This is a genomic window from Klebsiella sp. KP20-425-1 (genome assembly GCF_025813515.1).
Lineage (GTDB): Bacteria > Pseudomonadota > Gammaproteobacteria > Enterobacterales > Enterobacteriaceae > Klebsiella > Klebsiella pneumoniae.
The window spans coordinates 1837785-1853719 of sequence record NZ_CP109614.1; the positions used below are offsets into that span (position 1 = coordinate 1837785).

Annotated in this window: 17 protein-coding genes; 12 read left to right on the forward strand and 5 right to left on the reverse strand. The window is 55.6% G+C overall.

Annotation, left to right across the window (positions count from 1 at the left end; translation table 11 throughout):
* Positions 1–50: 50 nt before the first annotated feature.
* Positions 51–1196 carry a porin OmpC gene (gene ompC / locus OHJ17_RS08910; RefSeq protein WP_002911596.1) on the reverse strand — a complete coding sequence of 382 codons (1146 nt, stop codon included), beginning with the start codon at positions 1194–1196 and terminating at the stop codon, positions 51–53.
* 538 nt (positions 1197–1734) lie between these two features.
* On the opposite strand from ompC, the gene drpB reads away from it, so the two are divergent.
* The 4 genes from drpB to OHJ17_RS08930 all read left to right on the forward strand — a co-directional run bounded on the left by drpB (position 1735) and on the right by OHJ17_RS08930 (position 4718).
* Positions 1735–2016, forward strand: a complete 282-nt coding sequence (drpB, locus tag OHJ17_RS08915) for a cell division protein DrpB (protein ID WP_004151461.1) — start codon at positions 1735–1737, stop codon at positions 2014–2016.
* Between the two features lie 42 nt (positions 2017–2058).
* Positions 2059–2766 (forward strand): phosphohydrolase, encoded by a 708-nt coding sequence (locus OHJ17_RS08920; protein ID WP_002911594.1) that lies wholly within the window; start codon positions 2059–2061, stop codon positions 2764–2766.
* A 76-nt stretch (positions 2767–2842) separates the two neighbouring features.
* A complete protein-coding gene (locus OHJ17_RS08925; RefSeq protein WP_004175390.1) occupies positions 2843–4243 on the forward strand; it encodes a DNA cytosine methyltransferase in 1401 nt (466 codons plus the stop codon).
* Positions 4224–4718, forward strand: a complete 495-nt coding sequence (locus tag OHJ17_RS08930) for a very short patch repair endonuclease (protein WP_015874955.1) — start codon at positions 4224–4226, stop codon at positions 4716–4718. The genes OHJ17_RS08925 and OHJ17_RS08930 overlap by 20 nt, the downstream gene beginning before the upstream one ends.
* Here the strand turns inward: OHJ17_RS08930 and yedA are convergent.
* A complete protein-coding gene (gene yedA, locus OHJ17_RS08935) occupies positions 4693–5604 on the reverse strand; it encodes a drug/metabolite exporter YedA (RefSeq protein WP_004184683.1) in 912 nt (303 codons plus the stop codon). The two genes, OHJ17_RS08930 and yedA, sit on opposite strands and share 26 nt — an antisense overlap.
* Positions 5605–5787: 183 nt before the next feature.
* On the opposite strand from yedA, the gene OHJ17_RS08940 reads away from it, so the two are divergent.
* Entirely contained in the window at positions 5788–6699 is a 912-nt protein-coding gene (locus tag OHJ17_RS08940; RefSeq protein ID WP_039817855.1) for a DUF808 domain-containing protein, read from the forward strand.
* Positions 6700–6814: 115 nt separating this feature from the next.
* Positions 6815–8494, forward strand: coding sequence for a cellulose biosynthesis regulator diguanylate cyclase DgcQ (gene dgcQ, locus OHJ17_RS08945; RefSeq protein WP_039817853.1), 1680 nt, complete (start codon positions 6815–6817; stop codon positions 8492–8494).
* A 299-nt stretch (positions 8495–8793) separates the two neighbouring features.
* On the opposite strand, the gene OHJ17_RS08950 is transcribed toward dgcQ, so the two are convergent.
* Positions 8794–9015: a YodD family protein gene (locus tag OHJ17_RS08950; protein ID WP_002911589.1), complete on the reverse strand. Its 222-nt coding sequence runs from the start codon at positions 9013–9015 to the stop codon at positions 8794–8796.
* 134 nt (positions 9016–9149) lie between these two features.
* Here OHJ17_RS08950 and dsrB point away from each other — a divergent pair, with 134 nt between their 5' ends.
* On the forward strand, positions 9150–9341 hold the full coding sequence (gene dsrB, locus OHJ17_RS08955; protein WP_002911586.1) for a protein DsrB: 192 nt from the start codon (positions 9150–9152) through the stop codon (positions 9339–9341).
* Between the two features lie 32 nt (positions 9342–9373).
* Here the strand turns inward: dsrB and rcsA are convergent, their stop codons facing one another.
* A complete protein-coding gene (gene rcsA, locus OHJ17_RS08960) occupies positions 9374–9997 on the reverse strand; it encodes a transcriptional regulator RcsA (protein WP_002911561.1) in 624 nt (207 codons plus the stop codon).
* A 372-nt stretch (positions 9998–10369) separates the two neighbouring features.
* On the opposite strand from rcsA, the gene yedD reads away from it, so the two are divergent.
* Positions 10370–10804, forward strand: a complete 435-nt coding sequence (gene yedD / locus OHJ17_RS08965; protein WP_004189223.1) for a lipoprotein YedD — start codon at positions 10370–10372, stop codon at positions 10802–10804.
* 41 nt (positions 10805–10845) lie between these two features.
* Here the strand turns inward: yedD and amyA are convergent, their stop codons facing one another.
* Entirely contained in the window at positions 10846–12333 is a 1488-nt protein-coding gene (gene amyA, locus OHJ17_RS08970) for an alpha-amylase (protein ID WP_004189225.1), read from the reverse strand.
* 200 nt (positions 12334–12533) lie between these two features.
* Between amyA and tcyJ the strand changes: the two genes are divergently transcribed.
* The 4 genes from tcyJ to tcyN all read left to right on the forward strand — a co-directional run bounded on the left by tcyJ (position 12534) and on the right by tcyN (position 15849).
* Complete coding sequence (gene tcyJ, locus OHJ17_RS08975) at positions 12534–13334, forward strand: cystine ABC transporter substrate-binding protein (RefSeq protein ID WP_004141135.1); 801 nt, start codon at positions 12534–12536, stop codon at positions 13332–13334.
* Positions 13335–13429: 95 nt separating this feature from the next.
* Positions 13430–14416, forward strand: a complete 987-nt coding sequence (dcyD, locus tag OHJ17_RS08980) for a D-cysteine desulfhydrase (RefSeq protein ID WP_009307523.1) — start codon at positions 13430–13432, stop codon at positions 14414–14416.
* Between the two features lie 15 nt (positions 14417–14431).
* Positions 14432–15100, forward strand: a complete 669-nt coding sequence (gene tcyL, locus OHJ17_RS08985) for a cystine ABC transporter permease (protein WP_002911547.1) — start codon at positions 14432–14434, stop codon at positions 15098–15100.
* On the forward strand, positions 15097–15849 hold the full coding sequence (gene tcyN / locus OHJ17_RS08990; RefSeq protein ID WP_004151455.1) for an L-cystine ABC transporter ATP-binding protein TcyN: 753 nt from the start codon (positions 15097–15099) through the stop codon (positions 15847–15849). Before tcyL ends, tcyN begins: the two co-directional genes overlap by 4 nt.
* Positions 15850–15935: the final 86 nt, after the last annotated feature.

Consider the following 15935-nt stretch of genomic DNA (forward strand, 5'->3'; position numbering starts at 1 on the left):
AACGGAGCGGGAACATAAAAAAGCCCGCTGAACGCGGGCTTTGACGGGGATCAGAACTGATAGACCAGGCCGAGGGCGACGATATCATCGGTCGCGATACCGCTGTTTTTGTAGAAGCGGTCGTCTTCATCCAGCAGGTTGATTTTATAATCCACATAGGTGGACATATTTTTGTTGAAGTAGTAGGTCATGCCCACGTCGACATACTTGACCAGATCCTTGTCGCCGTAGCGAGAATAGGCGTAGAGATCTTTACCCTTCGACTGCAGATAGGCCACGGACGGACGCAGCGGTAAATTAAAGTCGTCGAACTGATACTGCGCGACCACTTCGAAGTTCTGCGTTTTGTTGGCAATTCCGCCAAAACTATCGTTGCCATAGAAGGTCATGTTGCGGGTCTCAGCATACATGGCGGCCAGATAGATGTTATTGGCGTCATATTTCGCGCCGACGGTCCAGGCATCGGCTTTATCGCCGTTGGCATAACGCTGGCTGCTACGCGCGGCCGCCAGCTGGTTATGGGTACGGTCAGAAGACGAATACGCTGCCCCGAAGCTGATGCCCATATCGAGATCGTAGTAGCTGGAGATACCAAAACCGTCGCCATTTTCCCGCGCCAGCTTACGTTTCCCACCGTTATTAGTGCCTTCGCCAGAACCGGCGTTTTCATTATTACCCTGATACTGCAGGGCGAAATGCAGGCCGTCGACGAGGCCGAAGAAATCGCTGTTACGGTAGGTGGCCACGCCGTTAGTACGGCCGGTCATGTAAACGTCGGTCTGGGTGTAGGTATCGCCGCCGAATTCCGGCAGCATATCGGTCCAGGATTCAATGTCGTAGACCACGCCGTAGTTACGGCCATAGTCCAGCGACCCGCAGTCGGCAAACTTCAGGCCGGCAAAGCCGAGACGGGTCCAGGAATTCGCGCCTTCTTTTTCGCTGGTGTTCGCCTGAATGTTGTATTCCCACTGACCGTAGCCGGTTAACTCGGAAGTAATCTGCGTTTCGCCTTTCAGACCAAAGCGAACATAGGTCTGGTCGCCGTCCTCTGAAGCGTCGTCAGAGAAGTAATGCAGGCCGTCAACTTTCCCGTAGAGGTCCAGTTTATTACCGTTTTTGTTATAGATTTCGGCGGCATTAGCGGCGCTAGCCATTAATAATGCCGGAACCATGAGTGCCAGTACTTTTCTTTTCATTATATATTCCCTTTTAATAATAATTACTATGAATTATGACAATCCCTCCGGAATGACGATCCGATACTAACGACTAAGTTCATCTTTATTTAAAATAAAATATGTAAATAAATAATGTTAAACATTTCAAAATATTTCTAAGTGGTTCTTTATATTAAATTTGGATGTTTGTGCAAAACTTATTATTTTCTTATATAGCAATGCGTTATTGTATATTTGGTTGGTCGTTGTGAATTTTATGAAATAAATTGCATAAATAATAATCAAGCACATTATTCATTATGGAAATTTATTTTGTGTGAATGTAAATATCCAGGGAATTATCAACCCAGCTTGCGATATTTAAGGAATTAATAGCTTTCAGCGTACGGGAGATAATAAGGACATCTCTTCAGCCTGTGCGCATTGGCAGCATAAGTCGCGAGAAGGCGCAGAAGACAAAGATGAAACTGCTGCCTGTGACGCAGGTTAGCGGTATAATGTGATGCGTGTCACGTTTTGAGTGACAATAGTCTGTTGTGTCACGGAGAGGAATGAGATGGAAGAGCAGGCAAAACGCAGCCCGGGAGGGAAACTTGCGCTCTGGGCGTTGTATGCTTTTTGCGGATATTGTGTCTGGGTCATTGTGCGTTACTGGTGGGTAGTGGGAAAAATTCACAGCGTTCCCGGCGCCAGCGTGGAGGGTGATTTTGGAACAACGGCCGGGAAATGGCTTGGCGCCCTGTTGGGCATGCTGGTCCTCGGCGGCATTGGCTCTATTCTCGGCGCGGTCGTCTGGTATACGCGTCCATCCCGCGGCGAGCAGGATCATCAGCGCTAAAATTGCTATGCTCGAGGCTGACCCTCAGATAAAGGAAAGCCTATGGACCTGGTTGACTGGCAGCAACGATTTGAGCGCTGGATACTGACGCACCATGCGCAGGATGACGCCGCACACGATCTGTCCCATTTTCGTCGCGTCTGGGCGACCGCCACTCAGCTGGCCGCGGGGGAGGAAGTCGACCGGCTGGTACTCCTCACGGCCTGCTATTTTCATGACATCGTCAGCTTGCCAAAAAATCATCCGGAGCGAAGTCGATCCTCGATGATGGCCGCCGAGAAAACCCTCGCCATTCTGCAGTCGGCCTTTGCTGATTTTCCTGCGGATCGTTACCCGGCGGTCAGCCATGCCATCGAGGCGCACAGCTTCAGCGCGGCGATCCCACCGCGCACGCTGGAGGCGAAAATAGTTCAGGATGCCGATCGACTCGAGTCGCTGGGAGCCATTGGTCTGGCGAGGGTCTTCGCTGTCGCCGGCGCCCTGAATACCATCTTGTTTGATGCCGAAGATCCTTTTGCTGATCGGCGGGCGCTGGATGACCGCAAATATGCCCTCGACCATTTCCAGTGCAAACTTCTGCGCCTGCCGGAAACCATGCAAACTGACAAGGGGAAAGCGATGGCGCAGCATAATGCCCGTTTTCTCGTCGAATTTATGGCTAAGCTCAGCGCGGAGCTGCAGGGGGAGCCGCTGGCGCTGGATGAAGCGGTTTTGCGCCGCTTTGCACCGCAGGCGTCAACCGACCGGTGATTTATGGTACTCTCTGCCAAAATCGTCCGCGTTGGTTGAGGATATGCCGCAAAAGTTAAGCAAGGAACACAGGTCGTTGTCGTTGGCTGAACAGGCCGGGGAAGACGCTGAGGCGCTGCTGCGTCAGCTGATGACGATCTACGATGTAAAAACGCTGGTTGCCGAACTGGTGAGCGTCGGCGAACAGCACTGGAGCGCGGCGATCCTCAAGCGCGTGGTGGCGCTTGGCCGCGTGGCGGAGCGTTTGCGCCCGCAGGAAGTTGCTCATCTGGCGACGCTCCTGCCTTCGCCGCCGGCCCATCATCCGCACTATGGGTTCCGTTTTATCGATCTGTTTGCCGGTATTGGCGGGATCCGCAGTGGTTTTGAAGCCATCGGCGGGCAGTGCGTTTTCACCAGCGAGTGGAACAAGCACGCGGTACGCACCTATAAGGCCAACTGGTACTGTGATCCGCAGCAGCACCGTTTTAATGAAGATATCCGTGATATTACCCTCAGCCAACGTTCTGACGTTAGCGACGAGGAGGCGGCGCGGCATATTCGCGAATCTATCCCTCAGCATGATGTGCTGCTGGCTGGCTTCCCCTGCCAGCCTTTCTCGCTTGCCGGCGTCTCTAAGAAAAATGCGATGGGCCGTGCGCATGGCTTTGCCTGCGAAACCCAGGGAACGCTGTTTTTTGACGTGGTGAGAATTATCGCGGCTCGTCAGCCAGCGATTTTTGTGCTGGAGAATGTCAAAAACCTCAAAAGCCACGATCAGGGGCGCACCTTCCGTATCATCATGCAGACGCTGGATGAGCTGGGATATGAAGTAGCTGACGCGGGGCATACCGGGCCGGATGACCCGAAGGTGATTGACGGGCGCCATTTCTTGCCTCAGCACCGGGAGCGCATCGTGCTGGTGGGTTTCCGTCGCGATCTGCAGCTGCATGCTGGATTTACGCTGCGCGACATCGCGGCGCAGTACCCGGCGGTGCGGCCAACATTTGGCGAGCTACTGGAGCCGACGGTCGATGCGAAATTTATTCTTACGCCGGTGCTGTGGAAATATCTTTATCGTTATGCCCGCAAGCATCAGGCGCGGGGCAATGGCTTTGGTTATGGCCTGGTTGACCCCGCCAATCCCCACAGCGTGGCCCGGACGCTTTCTGCCCGCTACTATAAAGATGGTGCCGAAATTCTCGTCGATCGCGGCTGGGACCGGCCGCTCGGTGAGAAGCATTTTGACGATCCGCTGAATCAACAGCGGCGCCCTCGCCGGTTAACGCCGCGCGAATGCGCCCGGCTGATGGGCTTTGAATCCCCGCAGGGGGCGCGTTTTCGCATCCCGGTATCGGATACGCAGGCCTATCGTCAGTTTGGCAACTCGGTGGTGGTTCCGGTCTTCGCCGCGGTGGCGAAACTCCTGGCGCCGCGCATCGCTCAGGCGGTGGCGCGCCGCGAAGCGGATGATAATGATGGCGGATGTTCACGATAAAGCGACGCGCAGTAAAAATATGCGGGCGATCGCCACGCGCGATACGGCGATTGAAAAGCGGATAGCGGCGCTGCTGACCGGGGCGGGATTCACCTTTGTCGCCCAGGATCGCGCGCTGCCGGGACGCCCCGATTTCGCCTTACCCGACTACCGCTGCGTTATCTTTACTCACGGCTGTTTCTGGCATCACCATGACTGTTATCTGTTTAAGGTGCCGGCCACCCGCACGGCATTCTGGCTGGACAAAATCGCCGGTAACGTGGCGCGCGACGCCCGCGACCGGCAAAAGCTGGCCGAAGAGGGCTGGCGGGTATTAATCATCTGGGAATGCGCCCTGCGCGGGCGCCTCAGGCTGAGTGATGCGGCGCTCACCGAACGTCTGGAAGAGTGGATCTGCGGCGCCGGACACGACGCGCAGATCGATACGCAGGGGATCCGCGAACTGACGACTACTTCGACGCCTTACAAGGAGTAGCCTCGCTGCGGACGGGGAAGAGATATTTCCCCAGCGTCACCAGCACTACGGCGAAAATAATCACCGCCAGCGCCAGCCACTCAATGAGCGACAGGCTCTCGCCGCCGAACCCAGTACCGAGGAGCACCGCGACCACCGGATTAACATAGGCGTAGCTGGTGGCGACCGCCGGGGTGACATTGCGGATTAAAAACATGTAGGCGTTAATGGCGATCAGCGAGCCAAAGATGGCCAGATAGGCCAGGGCGGCGATCCCGGACCAGGAAGGGACGCGGGTTAAGGTTTCACCGCTCAGCCATGAGGCCGCCAGCAGGACGATCCCGGCGGCGAGCATCTCGATTGCCCCCGCCATCATGCCGGTCGGCAGTACGATTCGCGAACCGTAAACCGAGCCGAAGGCCCAGCTTAGGGAACCAATCAGGATCAGCAGTGCGCCCCAGGGGTTGCCGTTCAGGTTGCCTCCGCTGTTGAGCATCACGATACCCGCAAGGCCAATGGCAATGCCCAGCCACTCCAGTTTACGGGTGGCGATGCCGAAAAAGCGGCTGAAGCATAAGGTGAACAGCGGTACGGTGGCGACCATCACCGCCGCGATGCCGGAGGGGACGTGCTGATGTTCAGCCAGCGTCACGAAGCCGTTGCCAACCGCAAGCAGCAACACGCCGATCAGCGCAGCGTTAAGCAGCGGACGACGCGCCGGTAGCTTATGGCCGGTGGCCAGTAGCCACCCCAGCAACAGCACGCCGGCAGCGAGAAAACGAATGCCGGCCATCATTAGCGGCGGCCAGCTGGCGACCCCGACGGCGATAGCGAAATAGGTAGAGCCCCAGATGATATACAGCGCAAACAGCGCCCCGATAAGCGGTAAAAGCTGACGGGTAGACATACTTCCTCACGACGGTGCAGAGATAGAAAGGGGACATATAGTAAACGTGAAAACTATCGTGCTGGCGAGTGGTTAATTTGCGTCAGGTTGTTAAATTTATATTGACTAATTGTACCTTGGGCACCGGCCGTTTTTTAACGCATACTCGAGGGAGACATTGATGAAAAGAGAAGGAAAATCATTTTGGCAGGAAGTAGTCTTTTAACATTACTTGATGATATCGCCACGCTGCTGGACGATATTTCCGTGATGGGCAAGGTAGCGGCGAAAAAAACGGCGGGGGTGCTGGGCGACGATTTGTCTCTCAATGCCCAACAGGTTACCGGCGTGCGGGCGAATCGCGAGTTGCCCGTGGTCTGGGGAGTGGCGAAAGGGTCGTTCGTTAACAAAGTGATCCTCGTGCCACTGGCTTTGTTGATCAGCGCCTTCATCCCCTGGGCGATTACGCCATTGTTGATGCTGGGCGGCGCGTTTCTCTGTTTCGAAGGGGTGGAGAAGGTACTGCACAGTCTGGAAGCGCGGAAACACAAAGAGGATCCTGAACGGCGGCAGCAGCGTCTCGCCGCGCTGGCGGAGCGCGATCCGCAGGCCTTTGAGCGTGACAAAGTAAAAGGCGCGATTCGCACCGATTTTATTTTGTCCGCGGAAATTGTCGCCATTACCCTCGGCATCGTGGCGGAAGCTCCGCTGCTTAACCAAATCCTTATTCTTTCGGGGATTGCGATTCTGGTCACTATCGGGGTGTATGGCCTGGTGGGGGTGATCGTCAAGCTGGACGACATGGGTTACTGGCTGGCGGAAAAACGTAGTGCGCTGGCGCAGTGGCTGGGTAAAGGGCTCCTGGCCGTCGCTCCCCGCCTGATGAAGGTGTTGTCCATCGTCGGGACGCTGGCCATGTTCCTCGTCGGCGGGGGGATTGTCGTTCACGGTATTGCGCCGCTGCATCATGCCATCGAGCACTGGAGCGCGGGGTTGGGTGGGGTGATGGCCTCCACGCTGCCGGTCGTCGCCAACCTGGTGCTGGGTTTTATCATCGGCGCGGTGGTGCTGGCGGGCGTTAAGGCGGTGAGCAGCCTGCGTGGCGCTGGAAAGTAGCATGGCGAAACGCAGCGTAACGGCGCCGCGTGTTCTACTCTGAAAACGCCCCGGGTATCGACAGAGACCGGGGCGCTGACGCCGCGAGGTTTGCGCAACGTACTGCGAGAGAAAGATGGATAAGCCACTGCGGTTGAAGTTAAAAAAGTGCTACCACCTGGCTCGCCCGGGGCATGTGGTTAACGCTTGTTTTATCGCAGTGCTGTTTTTCTCCACGCTGCTGATCTGGCGTGAAATCAATGTCCTGGAAGAGGCCTACGTGGCCAACCAGCGTAACAATCTGGCTAACGTCGCTCATGAAATGGATGGACTGTTGCAGTTCAACATCGACAGAATGATGTTTTTTCGCCATGGGATGCAGGCGGCGCTCGAACAGCCGCTTGATATCGATGTATTGCGTAAGGCCAGCCAACGCTATCTGAGCCAGCGCCATCAGCAGGCCTGGCGGGTGGCGCTACCGAATCGGCGTACGCTGCCGGTGTTTGGCATCTCGGGCAGCGTCGCTGGCGACAACCCTATCCTGCTGGTGGACGATCCGCTGGCGGCTGATGAACTAATGGCGACGCTCGAGCTGGGCTATCTGCTAAATCTGACGCAGCACGACCGCGATTTCGCCGAGCGGATGCAGTATATCTCTCGTAGCGGCTTTTTTACCTCGACCCTGCCGCTGCGGGATGAGTCGCAGGTGATAACGCACTATTCCCAAGCCCTCAGCGCTCCGTGGTTTACCCGCCAGACCCAGCGAAATAATCCGGGGCGAGGCGTTATCTGGCAAACCTTTCCTGACGATGACCCGCAGCTGGAAGAGCAGGTGGTCACCGCTTCGATACCGTTGGATTTTGCCGGTTACTGGCGCGGCGTGCTGGCGATGGATTTCTCAGTCAGTGAAATCAAAGCGTTTTTGGTTAGCGCCATGCAGGGGGGACAAGAGGGAGAGTACCAACTTTATGATAGCCATTTGAACCTGCTGGCTTCTTCCGCGCCGGGGAATGTCCTGACCCTGCTGTCGCCGCGCGAGCAGGAGCTGCTGAGCCGCGCGTTTGTCCATGATAACCAGGGAGGGCTGCGTCTGCTGACGCGCTATATCAGCTGGGCCAAACTGCGCAATTTTGACGGCGTGCTGCTGCGGATCCACACTCTGCGGGAAGGCGTCCGCGGGAACTTTGGCACCATCACCATCGCCCTGACCCTGATGTGGGTCCTCTTCACCTTGATGCTGTTGCTCTCCTGGCTGGTGATCCGCCGCATGGTCCGCAACATGAGCGTTCTGCAAACCTCTCTGGAGTGGCAGGCATGGCACGATGCCTTGACCCGCCTGCTCAATCGCGGGGCGCTGTTTGAACAGGCGATGGCGGTAGCCAGCGACTGCCAGCGCAGCGGACGGCCGCTGGCGGTGATCCAGCTCGATCTGGATCATTTTAAGCACATCAACGATCGCTATGGTCATCAGGCGGGGGACAGGGTGCTGTCGATGGTGGCCAGTACGCTGTCCAGCGCGGTTCGGCAGGGCGATCTGCTGGGCAGAGTGGGCGGAGAAGAGTTTTGTATCGTGATGCCGAATACCACCCTGCAGGAAGCGGCGGCGGTGGCGGAGCGATTGCGCCAGCGTATCCAGGGACGGGAAGTCTTTTTGCATAACAACGTGACGCTGCGGGTTAGCGCCTCGTTAGGGGTGAGCGCCAGCGAAGAGCGGGGGGAGTATCAGTTTGAAGCGCTGCAGTCGGTGGCCGATGGGCGACTCTATCTGGCCAAGCAAAATGGGCGTAACCAGGTCTGTTTTCGCAGCGCAGCGTGAGTAAAACGTTTCGATGCCGATTGGCAAAATGAGAATTATCTTAAAGTGATCGCAGGCGATCGCGCTATCGAATGAAACCGGTTTGCGGCTAAGCCTTCTCACATCAGCCTTGCAGCCCGATAAGTCATCAAGCGCCAACATTCTCAATATTTTGCGTCATGAATATCTCTTGTCATGCAAAATAATTGAGGATAATGTTTCAACGCATCGGATTTCCCGGTGTAACGAATTTTCAAGTGCTTCTTGCATTAGCAAGTTTGATCCCGACTCCTGCGAGTCGGGATTTTTTTCGCCTGCCGCTAACGGTTGGCTTCACTGGCGCTGAAATCGTGAATATCGAGTTCGAATGCCTCCGCCAGCTCACGCCAGGTATGTGACCCGCGGCCATCGATGCTGGCGCGCTGCGGGTCGTCCAGCGTGCGATGGACTTCGCTTTCGCTGATCTCATTAATTGCCGCCAGCAGGGCATCTACGTTGACGTCAAGGTCGTCCCCGGTCTGGCCTGTTAATTGGTGCTTCATCATTACCCCCCTCGCTGAGCGTTGCTCAAGCCTCTCTAAGTATAGTCGGTCTAAAAAAGCGCCAGTCACGTGCCGCGACGCTGCGAGTTGCGTGGTTTTGTTCTACACTGGCTGAAAATATAGAGGAGATGATTATGCAGGTGAACGATCGTGTCACGGTGAAGACCGACGGTGGCCCACGTCGATCGGGGGTAGTGCTGGCGATTGAGTCGTTTAGTGAAGGAACGATGTATCTGGTTTCACTGGAAGACTATCCTCTGGGGATCTGGTTTTTTAATGAAATAGGCCACCCGGATGGGATTTTCGTGGAAAAAGAGGTCTCGTAAAACTGAACTGGCGGGAGCGCCGCCAGTTTGTTTCAGCGCATATTTACCTGAATACCGGAGGTGATGTTTTCGGTCAGCCGAACGATATGATAAATCACCTGCTTATTATGCGTTTGTATTTTCTTTTTAATATTGCCTTTATGCGACGATACCGTCTTCGCTTTGATGTTCATTTGCGTTGAGATTTGCGAAGTACCATGCCCGGCCATCCACATTTGCAGCATATTTGATTCTGTTTTACTCAGTGACAATGTCGGTAAAGTTAACTGCCCTACACTGGTGTTTTTGTATTTAAGATAATTAACCAGAATAACATCAAGGTCTTTTGGGGTTATCGATTTTGAACTGATTAGCAGATTCTTCCGTACCCGCAAATAGCGGTCAAAATGGATGTTCGCCAGCGACATAAAGATAACAAACAGCGTCGCCGGGTTTTGCGTAATGATCTGGCGAATAATGCCATTACTTTCATCATCATGCACGAAACAGTCTTCATTCAGAAACACCACCGCCGGGCAACACGACGTACAGTGTTTCTGCAGATCCGCAGCACTGTTGACCTCAACGATTTCCTGTTTTTTAATTCCCCGACTGGTCAGATATCCCGTCAATCCCAACCGGGTATAGCTGCACAAATCCATAATCATCGTTGACATGACCCATCCTCAATCAACACGTAACGATATACACTTCGCACTGGCTGTGCGAAGCAGTCCTTGCGGGCGATAATAATAGTAGGTTTAGAAAGAACCCATTAGCTCCATTAAACTATTCCGCATCTATGCATATAATTTGCCAGGAAAACTCTTAAAGTAAAGTCAAGAACCGGTAGTGTGACCGAATTAAAAACAAAAAGTGCCCATAGATGCTATGGTTACGCGCCCAGTATTCTTTTACTTTCAGAATTTCCTTACTTCAAATGAAACCCACGTTAGCGGTTGCTGGCTTGCTCGCTTATCCCTTTGCGGTGGGGGTGGAAGGCTTAACGCTTTAATGCCACAATACTTTTTTATCGGCTTGTGGGATGAATGATGAAAAAGTTATTTTTTGCTGGCATGGTGGTGGCGCTGGCCGGTTGCGTACAGGTTGATCGTTATGAGGACGTCGTTAAAGCGCCGGCGCCGGCTGGCCTTGCAGGTTTCTGGCAAACGAAAGGGCCGCAGAGCGCGATGATGAGTCCTGACGCCATTGCCAGCCTGATTGTCACCAAAGAAGGGGACACCTTCGACTGCCGCCAGTGGCAGCGCGTGATTGCGCAGCCGGGGAAACTGATGAATCGTGACAGTGAGATCTACAACGTGACCGCTTCCCTGGACATCTATCCTGTCGAGCGCGAGGGCAACACAATCTCCTACGATCGGATGACGTTGTCCCGTGTTGAACGTCTCACTCCGGAGTGCGAGAAGGCGTGGGCCAAAGCGCGAGCGACGGGGCCCGTCAGCGCGCCGGCCTCCACGCGCTGAGATTTTGGCGGGCCATAGCTGGCCCGCCCGGCGTCAGGGAACTACAGCACCTCCTCTAACACCCACACGCTCACGCTCCCCCCGTTACATGTAAAGGTCGCGCAGCCTTCGCCATCGGTTTCGACAATCTCTTCCCGGTTACCGAGAAAATCCCGCCAGCGTTTGTTGCCATAGTTTTCGCCCAGCGTCAGCGTCTTTTCGCCCTCATCGCCATTGGACATGATCACCACGCAGCCTGGATCGTCGTCAGTACCGCTACGACTAAAGGCGATGCAGTTAGGATGATCGAACCAAAGGGTTTGCACGCCATGGGCAAAACGCTGACGAGCGTCGATCAGCTCGTGGAGTTGTTCGATAACGGGCATCTCAATGGCATAGGTCTCTCCGTCGCCGCCGGTATCCTCATAGGAAGCGCCGAAGAGATCGGCATAAAAGACCGAGGGCACGCCATTCTCCCGCAGCAGGATCAGCGCATAGGCGAGGGGCTTGAACCAGGGTTCAACCGGCGCCTCGAGGGCCTGCAGCGGCTGCGTATCATGATTGGTGACCAGAGTGACGGCATGGAAAGGGTCGGCTTCCACCAGCGTCCCGCTGAAAATCTGGCTCATGTCATAATCGCGGCCCTGGCGCGACGCTTCATGAAATTTCATCTGCAGTGGGGCATCAAACAGCATCGTTTTGCCCTCGACCAGGTCGATATACTGCTGGAGCTTCTCCACTTCATGGGACCAGTATTCCGCTACAATAAACAGCGGCTGCGGGGCCACCTCCTGAACATGCTCGATCCACGCTTTATAAAACCAGGCGGGGATATGCTTGACCGCGTCAAGACGAAAACCGTCGCAGCCGGTCTGCTCCATTACCCAGCGCGCCCAGTATTTGATCTCCTCGGTCACTGCATGATTGCGGAAATCGATATTGGCGCCCATCAGATAGTCAAAGTTGCCGAGCTCATCATCGACCTGTTCATTCCAGCCTTCGCCGGTGTAATCGTTGACGATTTTAAACACACCGTCTTCCGTCGGGTTCTCGATGTGGTCAATGCCGCTAAAACATTTGTAGTCCCAGACAAACTGCGAATACTGTCCGGCGCGCACCGGGAAGGTGTAGCGCGTCCATGCCTCGCACTCAATGATCTCCTCGTCAATTTGCGTACGATCCTGCTCATCGACGCGCTGAACGCGCAGAGCCTCTTTTTCATCAGCGCCCATTTTATGGTTGACCACCACATCCAGCAGTACGGCGATATTGTGCTCCTTCAGGGCGTTGATCGCCGCCAGCAACTGCGCTTTGTCGCCATATTTGGTGGCGACAGACCCTTTTTGATCAAACTCGCCGAGGTCAAAGAGATCGTAGGTATCATAGCCGACGGAGTAACCGCCCGAGGCGCCTTTGTAGGCGGGTGGCAACCAGACCATATTGATGCCGATTTCATTCAGGCTGGGCGCCAGCGCTTCGACCTCAGGCCACAGCTCGCCGCCGGTGGGGTAGTACCAGTGAAAACATTGCAATAAGGTGGGGTTTTTCATCTTCCATGCTCCAGACGTCAACAGGCTGACCTTTGCAGTATGGGAGATATCCAGCAAAAAGGGTGAGGAAAGCCCTGATTTTCGCTATACCCTAAAGCGGATCATATATAATAAATTTGCATAAGATGTAGCGTAACGATGTTGGTGTCAGGGCATTAAGCGCCTTACACTACAGGAAAATCCTAACCTTCGGGGTATCTATGAAATTAGCACTTCTGGGTCGTCAGGCGATGATGGGCGCGATGGCCGTTGTTTTGATGGCTGGCGTCAGCGTGAAAACTTTTGCGGCGGAAAACCTGCTCAATCAGATTAAAGAGCGCGGCACCCTACGCGTGGGCCTCGAAGGCACCTACCCTCCCTTTAGTTTCCAGGGGGATGACGGCAAGCTGACCGGGTTTGAAGTGGAATTCGCTAACGAACTGGCGAAACATCTTGGCGTGAAGGCCGATCTCAAACCGACCAAGTGGGACGGTATGCTGGCCTCGCTGGACTCCAAGCGTATCGACGTGGTGATTAACCAGGTCACTATCTCTGACGAACGTAAGAAGAAATACGATTTCTCCACCCCATATACCGTCTCCGGCGTGCAGGCGCTGGTGAAGAAGGGTAACGAAGGCGTGATTAAAACCGCGGCGGATCTGAAAGGCAAGAAAGTGGGCGTCGGACTGGGCACTAACTATGAAGAGTGGCTGCGTCAGAATGTCCAGGGCGTGGATGTCCGTACCTATGATGACGATCCCACCAAATACCAGGATCTGCGTGTAGGCCGTATTGACGCCATTCTGGTAGACCGTCTGGCGGCGTTGGATCTGGTGAAGAAAACCAACAATACGCTGGCGGTAACCGGCGAAGCCTTCTCTCGTCAGGAAGCTGGCGTTGCGCTGCGTAAAGGCAACGACGACCTGCTGAAAGCGGTAGATGGCGCGATTGCAGACATGCAGAAAGATGGCAGCCTGAAGGCGCTGTCCGAGAAATGGTTTGGCGCTGACGTGACGAAATAACGGACAGCGGTGAAAAAAGGCGCTCCTGGAAGCGCCTTTTTTTATTTAGCGCGTAACTGTGTGCATAATGAAGCATAACTGAGTCAGGAGGGGCCATGTCACTGCAAAACTTAACCCGCTTTCCGCGCCTGGAATTGATCGGCGCGCCGACGCCGCTGGAGTATCTCCCGCGTCTGTCCGATCACCTTGGGCGCGAAATTTTTATTAAACGTGATGATACGACGCCGCTGGCGATGGGGGGCAACAAACTGCGTAAGCTGGAGTTTCTCGCCGCCGATGCGCTGCGCGAGGGCGCGGATACCTTAATCACCGCCGGCGCGATCCAGTCTAACCATGTGCGTCAGACGGCGGCAGTCGCTGCGAAACTGGGACTGCATTGCGTGGCGCTACTGGAAAATCCCATCGGCACCCGGGCGGAGAACTATCTGAGCAATGGCAACCGTCTGCTGCTGGATCTCTTTAACACCCAGGTTGAGATGTGTGATGCCCTGACCGATCCCTCCGCCCAGCTCGATGAGCTGGCGACCCGCATTGAGGCGCAGGGGTATCGTCCGTATGTTATTCCGGTCGGCGGCTCCAATGCCCTCGGCGCGTTAGGCTATGTGGAAAGCGCACTGGAAATCAGCCAGCAGTGCGAAGACGCGGTGGCGATCTCGTCAGTCGTGGTCGCCTCCGGCAGCGCCGGCACCCATGCCGGATTGGCGGTCGGCCTTGAACAGCTGATGCCGCAGGCGGAACTGATTGGGGTGACCGTGTCGCGCTCGGTCGCTGACCAGTTGCCGAAAGTGGTGGCGCTGCAGCAGGCCGTGGCCAACAGTCTCGAGCTACAGGCGAAGGCTGAAATTATACTGTGGGATGACTACTTTGCCCCAGGATACGGTACGCCAAACGAAGATGGGATGGCCGCTGTGAAGCTGCTGGCGCAGCTGGAAGGTATTTTGCTCGACCCGGTCTATACCGGCAAAGCGATGGCCGGGCTTATCGACGGCATCACGCAGAAGCGCTTTAAGGATGAAGGGCCGATACTGTTCGTCCACACCGGCGGAGCGCCGGCGCTGTTTGCCTATCATCCTCACCTCTAATACAGAAACGACAGCATGCAAGAAAGTATCCAACTGGTCATTGATTCCGCCCCTTTTCTGCTGAAAGGGGCCGTCTTTACGCTGCAGCTGAGCATTGGCGGGATGTTTTTCGGCCTGGTGCTGGGCTTTATCCTGGCGCTGATGCGCATGTCGCCAGTCTGGCCGGTAAAATGGCTGGCGCGCATGTATATCTCCATTTTCCGCGGCACGCCGCTTATCGCCCAGCTGTTTATGATCTACTACGGCTTGCCGCAGTTCGGCATTGAGCTTGACCCGATCCCGGCGGCGATGATCGGCCTGTCGTTGAATACTGCGGCCTATGCGGCGGAAACGCTGCGCGCGGCCATCGCCTCGATTGATAAAGGGCAATGGGAAGCGGCGGCCAGTATCGGTATGACGCCCTGGCAGACGATGCGTCGGGCCATTTTACCCCAGGCGGCGCGGGTCGCTTTGCCGCCGCTGTCGAACAGTTTTATCAGCCTGGTAAAAGATACCTCGCTGGCGGCAACGATCCAGGTGCCGGAGCTGTTTCGTCAGGCGCAGCTAATCACCTCGCGAACCCTGGAGGTCTTCACCATGTATCTGGCGGCCTCCCTGATCTACTGGGTAATGGCGACAGTGCTCTCCTCGCTGCAGAATTATTTTGAAAACCAGCTGAACCGCCAGGAGCGTGATCCGAAATGAGTGCGATAGAAGTGAAAAGCCTGGTAAAAAAATTCCATGGCCAGACGGTGCTCCATGGTATCGACCTGGAGGTACAGAAAGGGGAAGTGGTGGCGATCATCGGGCCCAGCGGCTCGGGCAAAACCACCCTGCTGCGTAGCATCAACCTGCTGGAGCAACCGGAGAGCGGCACTATCCGCGTCGGTGATGTGACGATCGACGCCGGTCGCAGCCTCGGGCCGCAGAAAGGGCTCATTCGCCAGCTGCGCCAGCACGTCGGCTTTGTCTTCCAGAACTTTAATCTGTTTCCCCACCGTACGGTGCTGGAGAACATTATTGAAGGGCCGGTCATCGTAAAAGGTGAAGATAAGCAGGAGTCCATGGCGCGGGCGCGCGAACTGCTGGCGAAGGTGGGGCTCAGCGGAAAAGAGAATAGCTATCCGCGCCGTCTCTCCGGCGGGCAGCAGCAGCGAGTGGCTATTGCCCGCGCGCTGGCTATGCGTCCGGACGTGATCCTGTTTGATGAACCCACCTCGGCCCTCGATCCTGAGCTGGTGGGGGAGGTGCTCAACACCATCCGTCAGCTGGCGCAGGAAAAACGCACCATGGTGATCGTGACCCATGAAATGAGTTTCGCCCGCGACGTAGCCGATCGGGCGATATTTATGGATCAGGGACGCATTGTCGAACAAGGCGAGGCAAAAGCGTTGTTCGCTTCGCCCCAGCAGCCGCGTACCCGTCAGTTCCTTGAAAAATTCCTGATGCAGTAAAGCATGGGCTGGCGCGGCGGCTCAAATTCGCGGGAGCCGCCGCGTTTAGCCCACTCTCGCGGCGGGGTAACGCCCCCGCGACACGT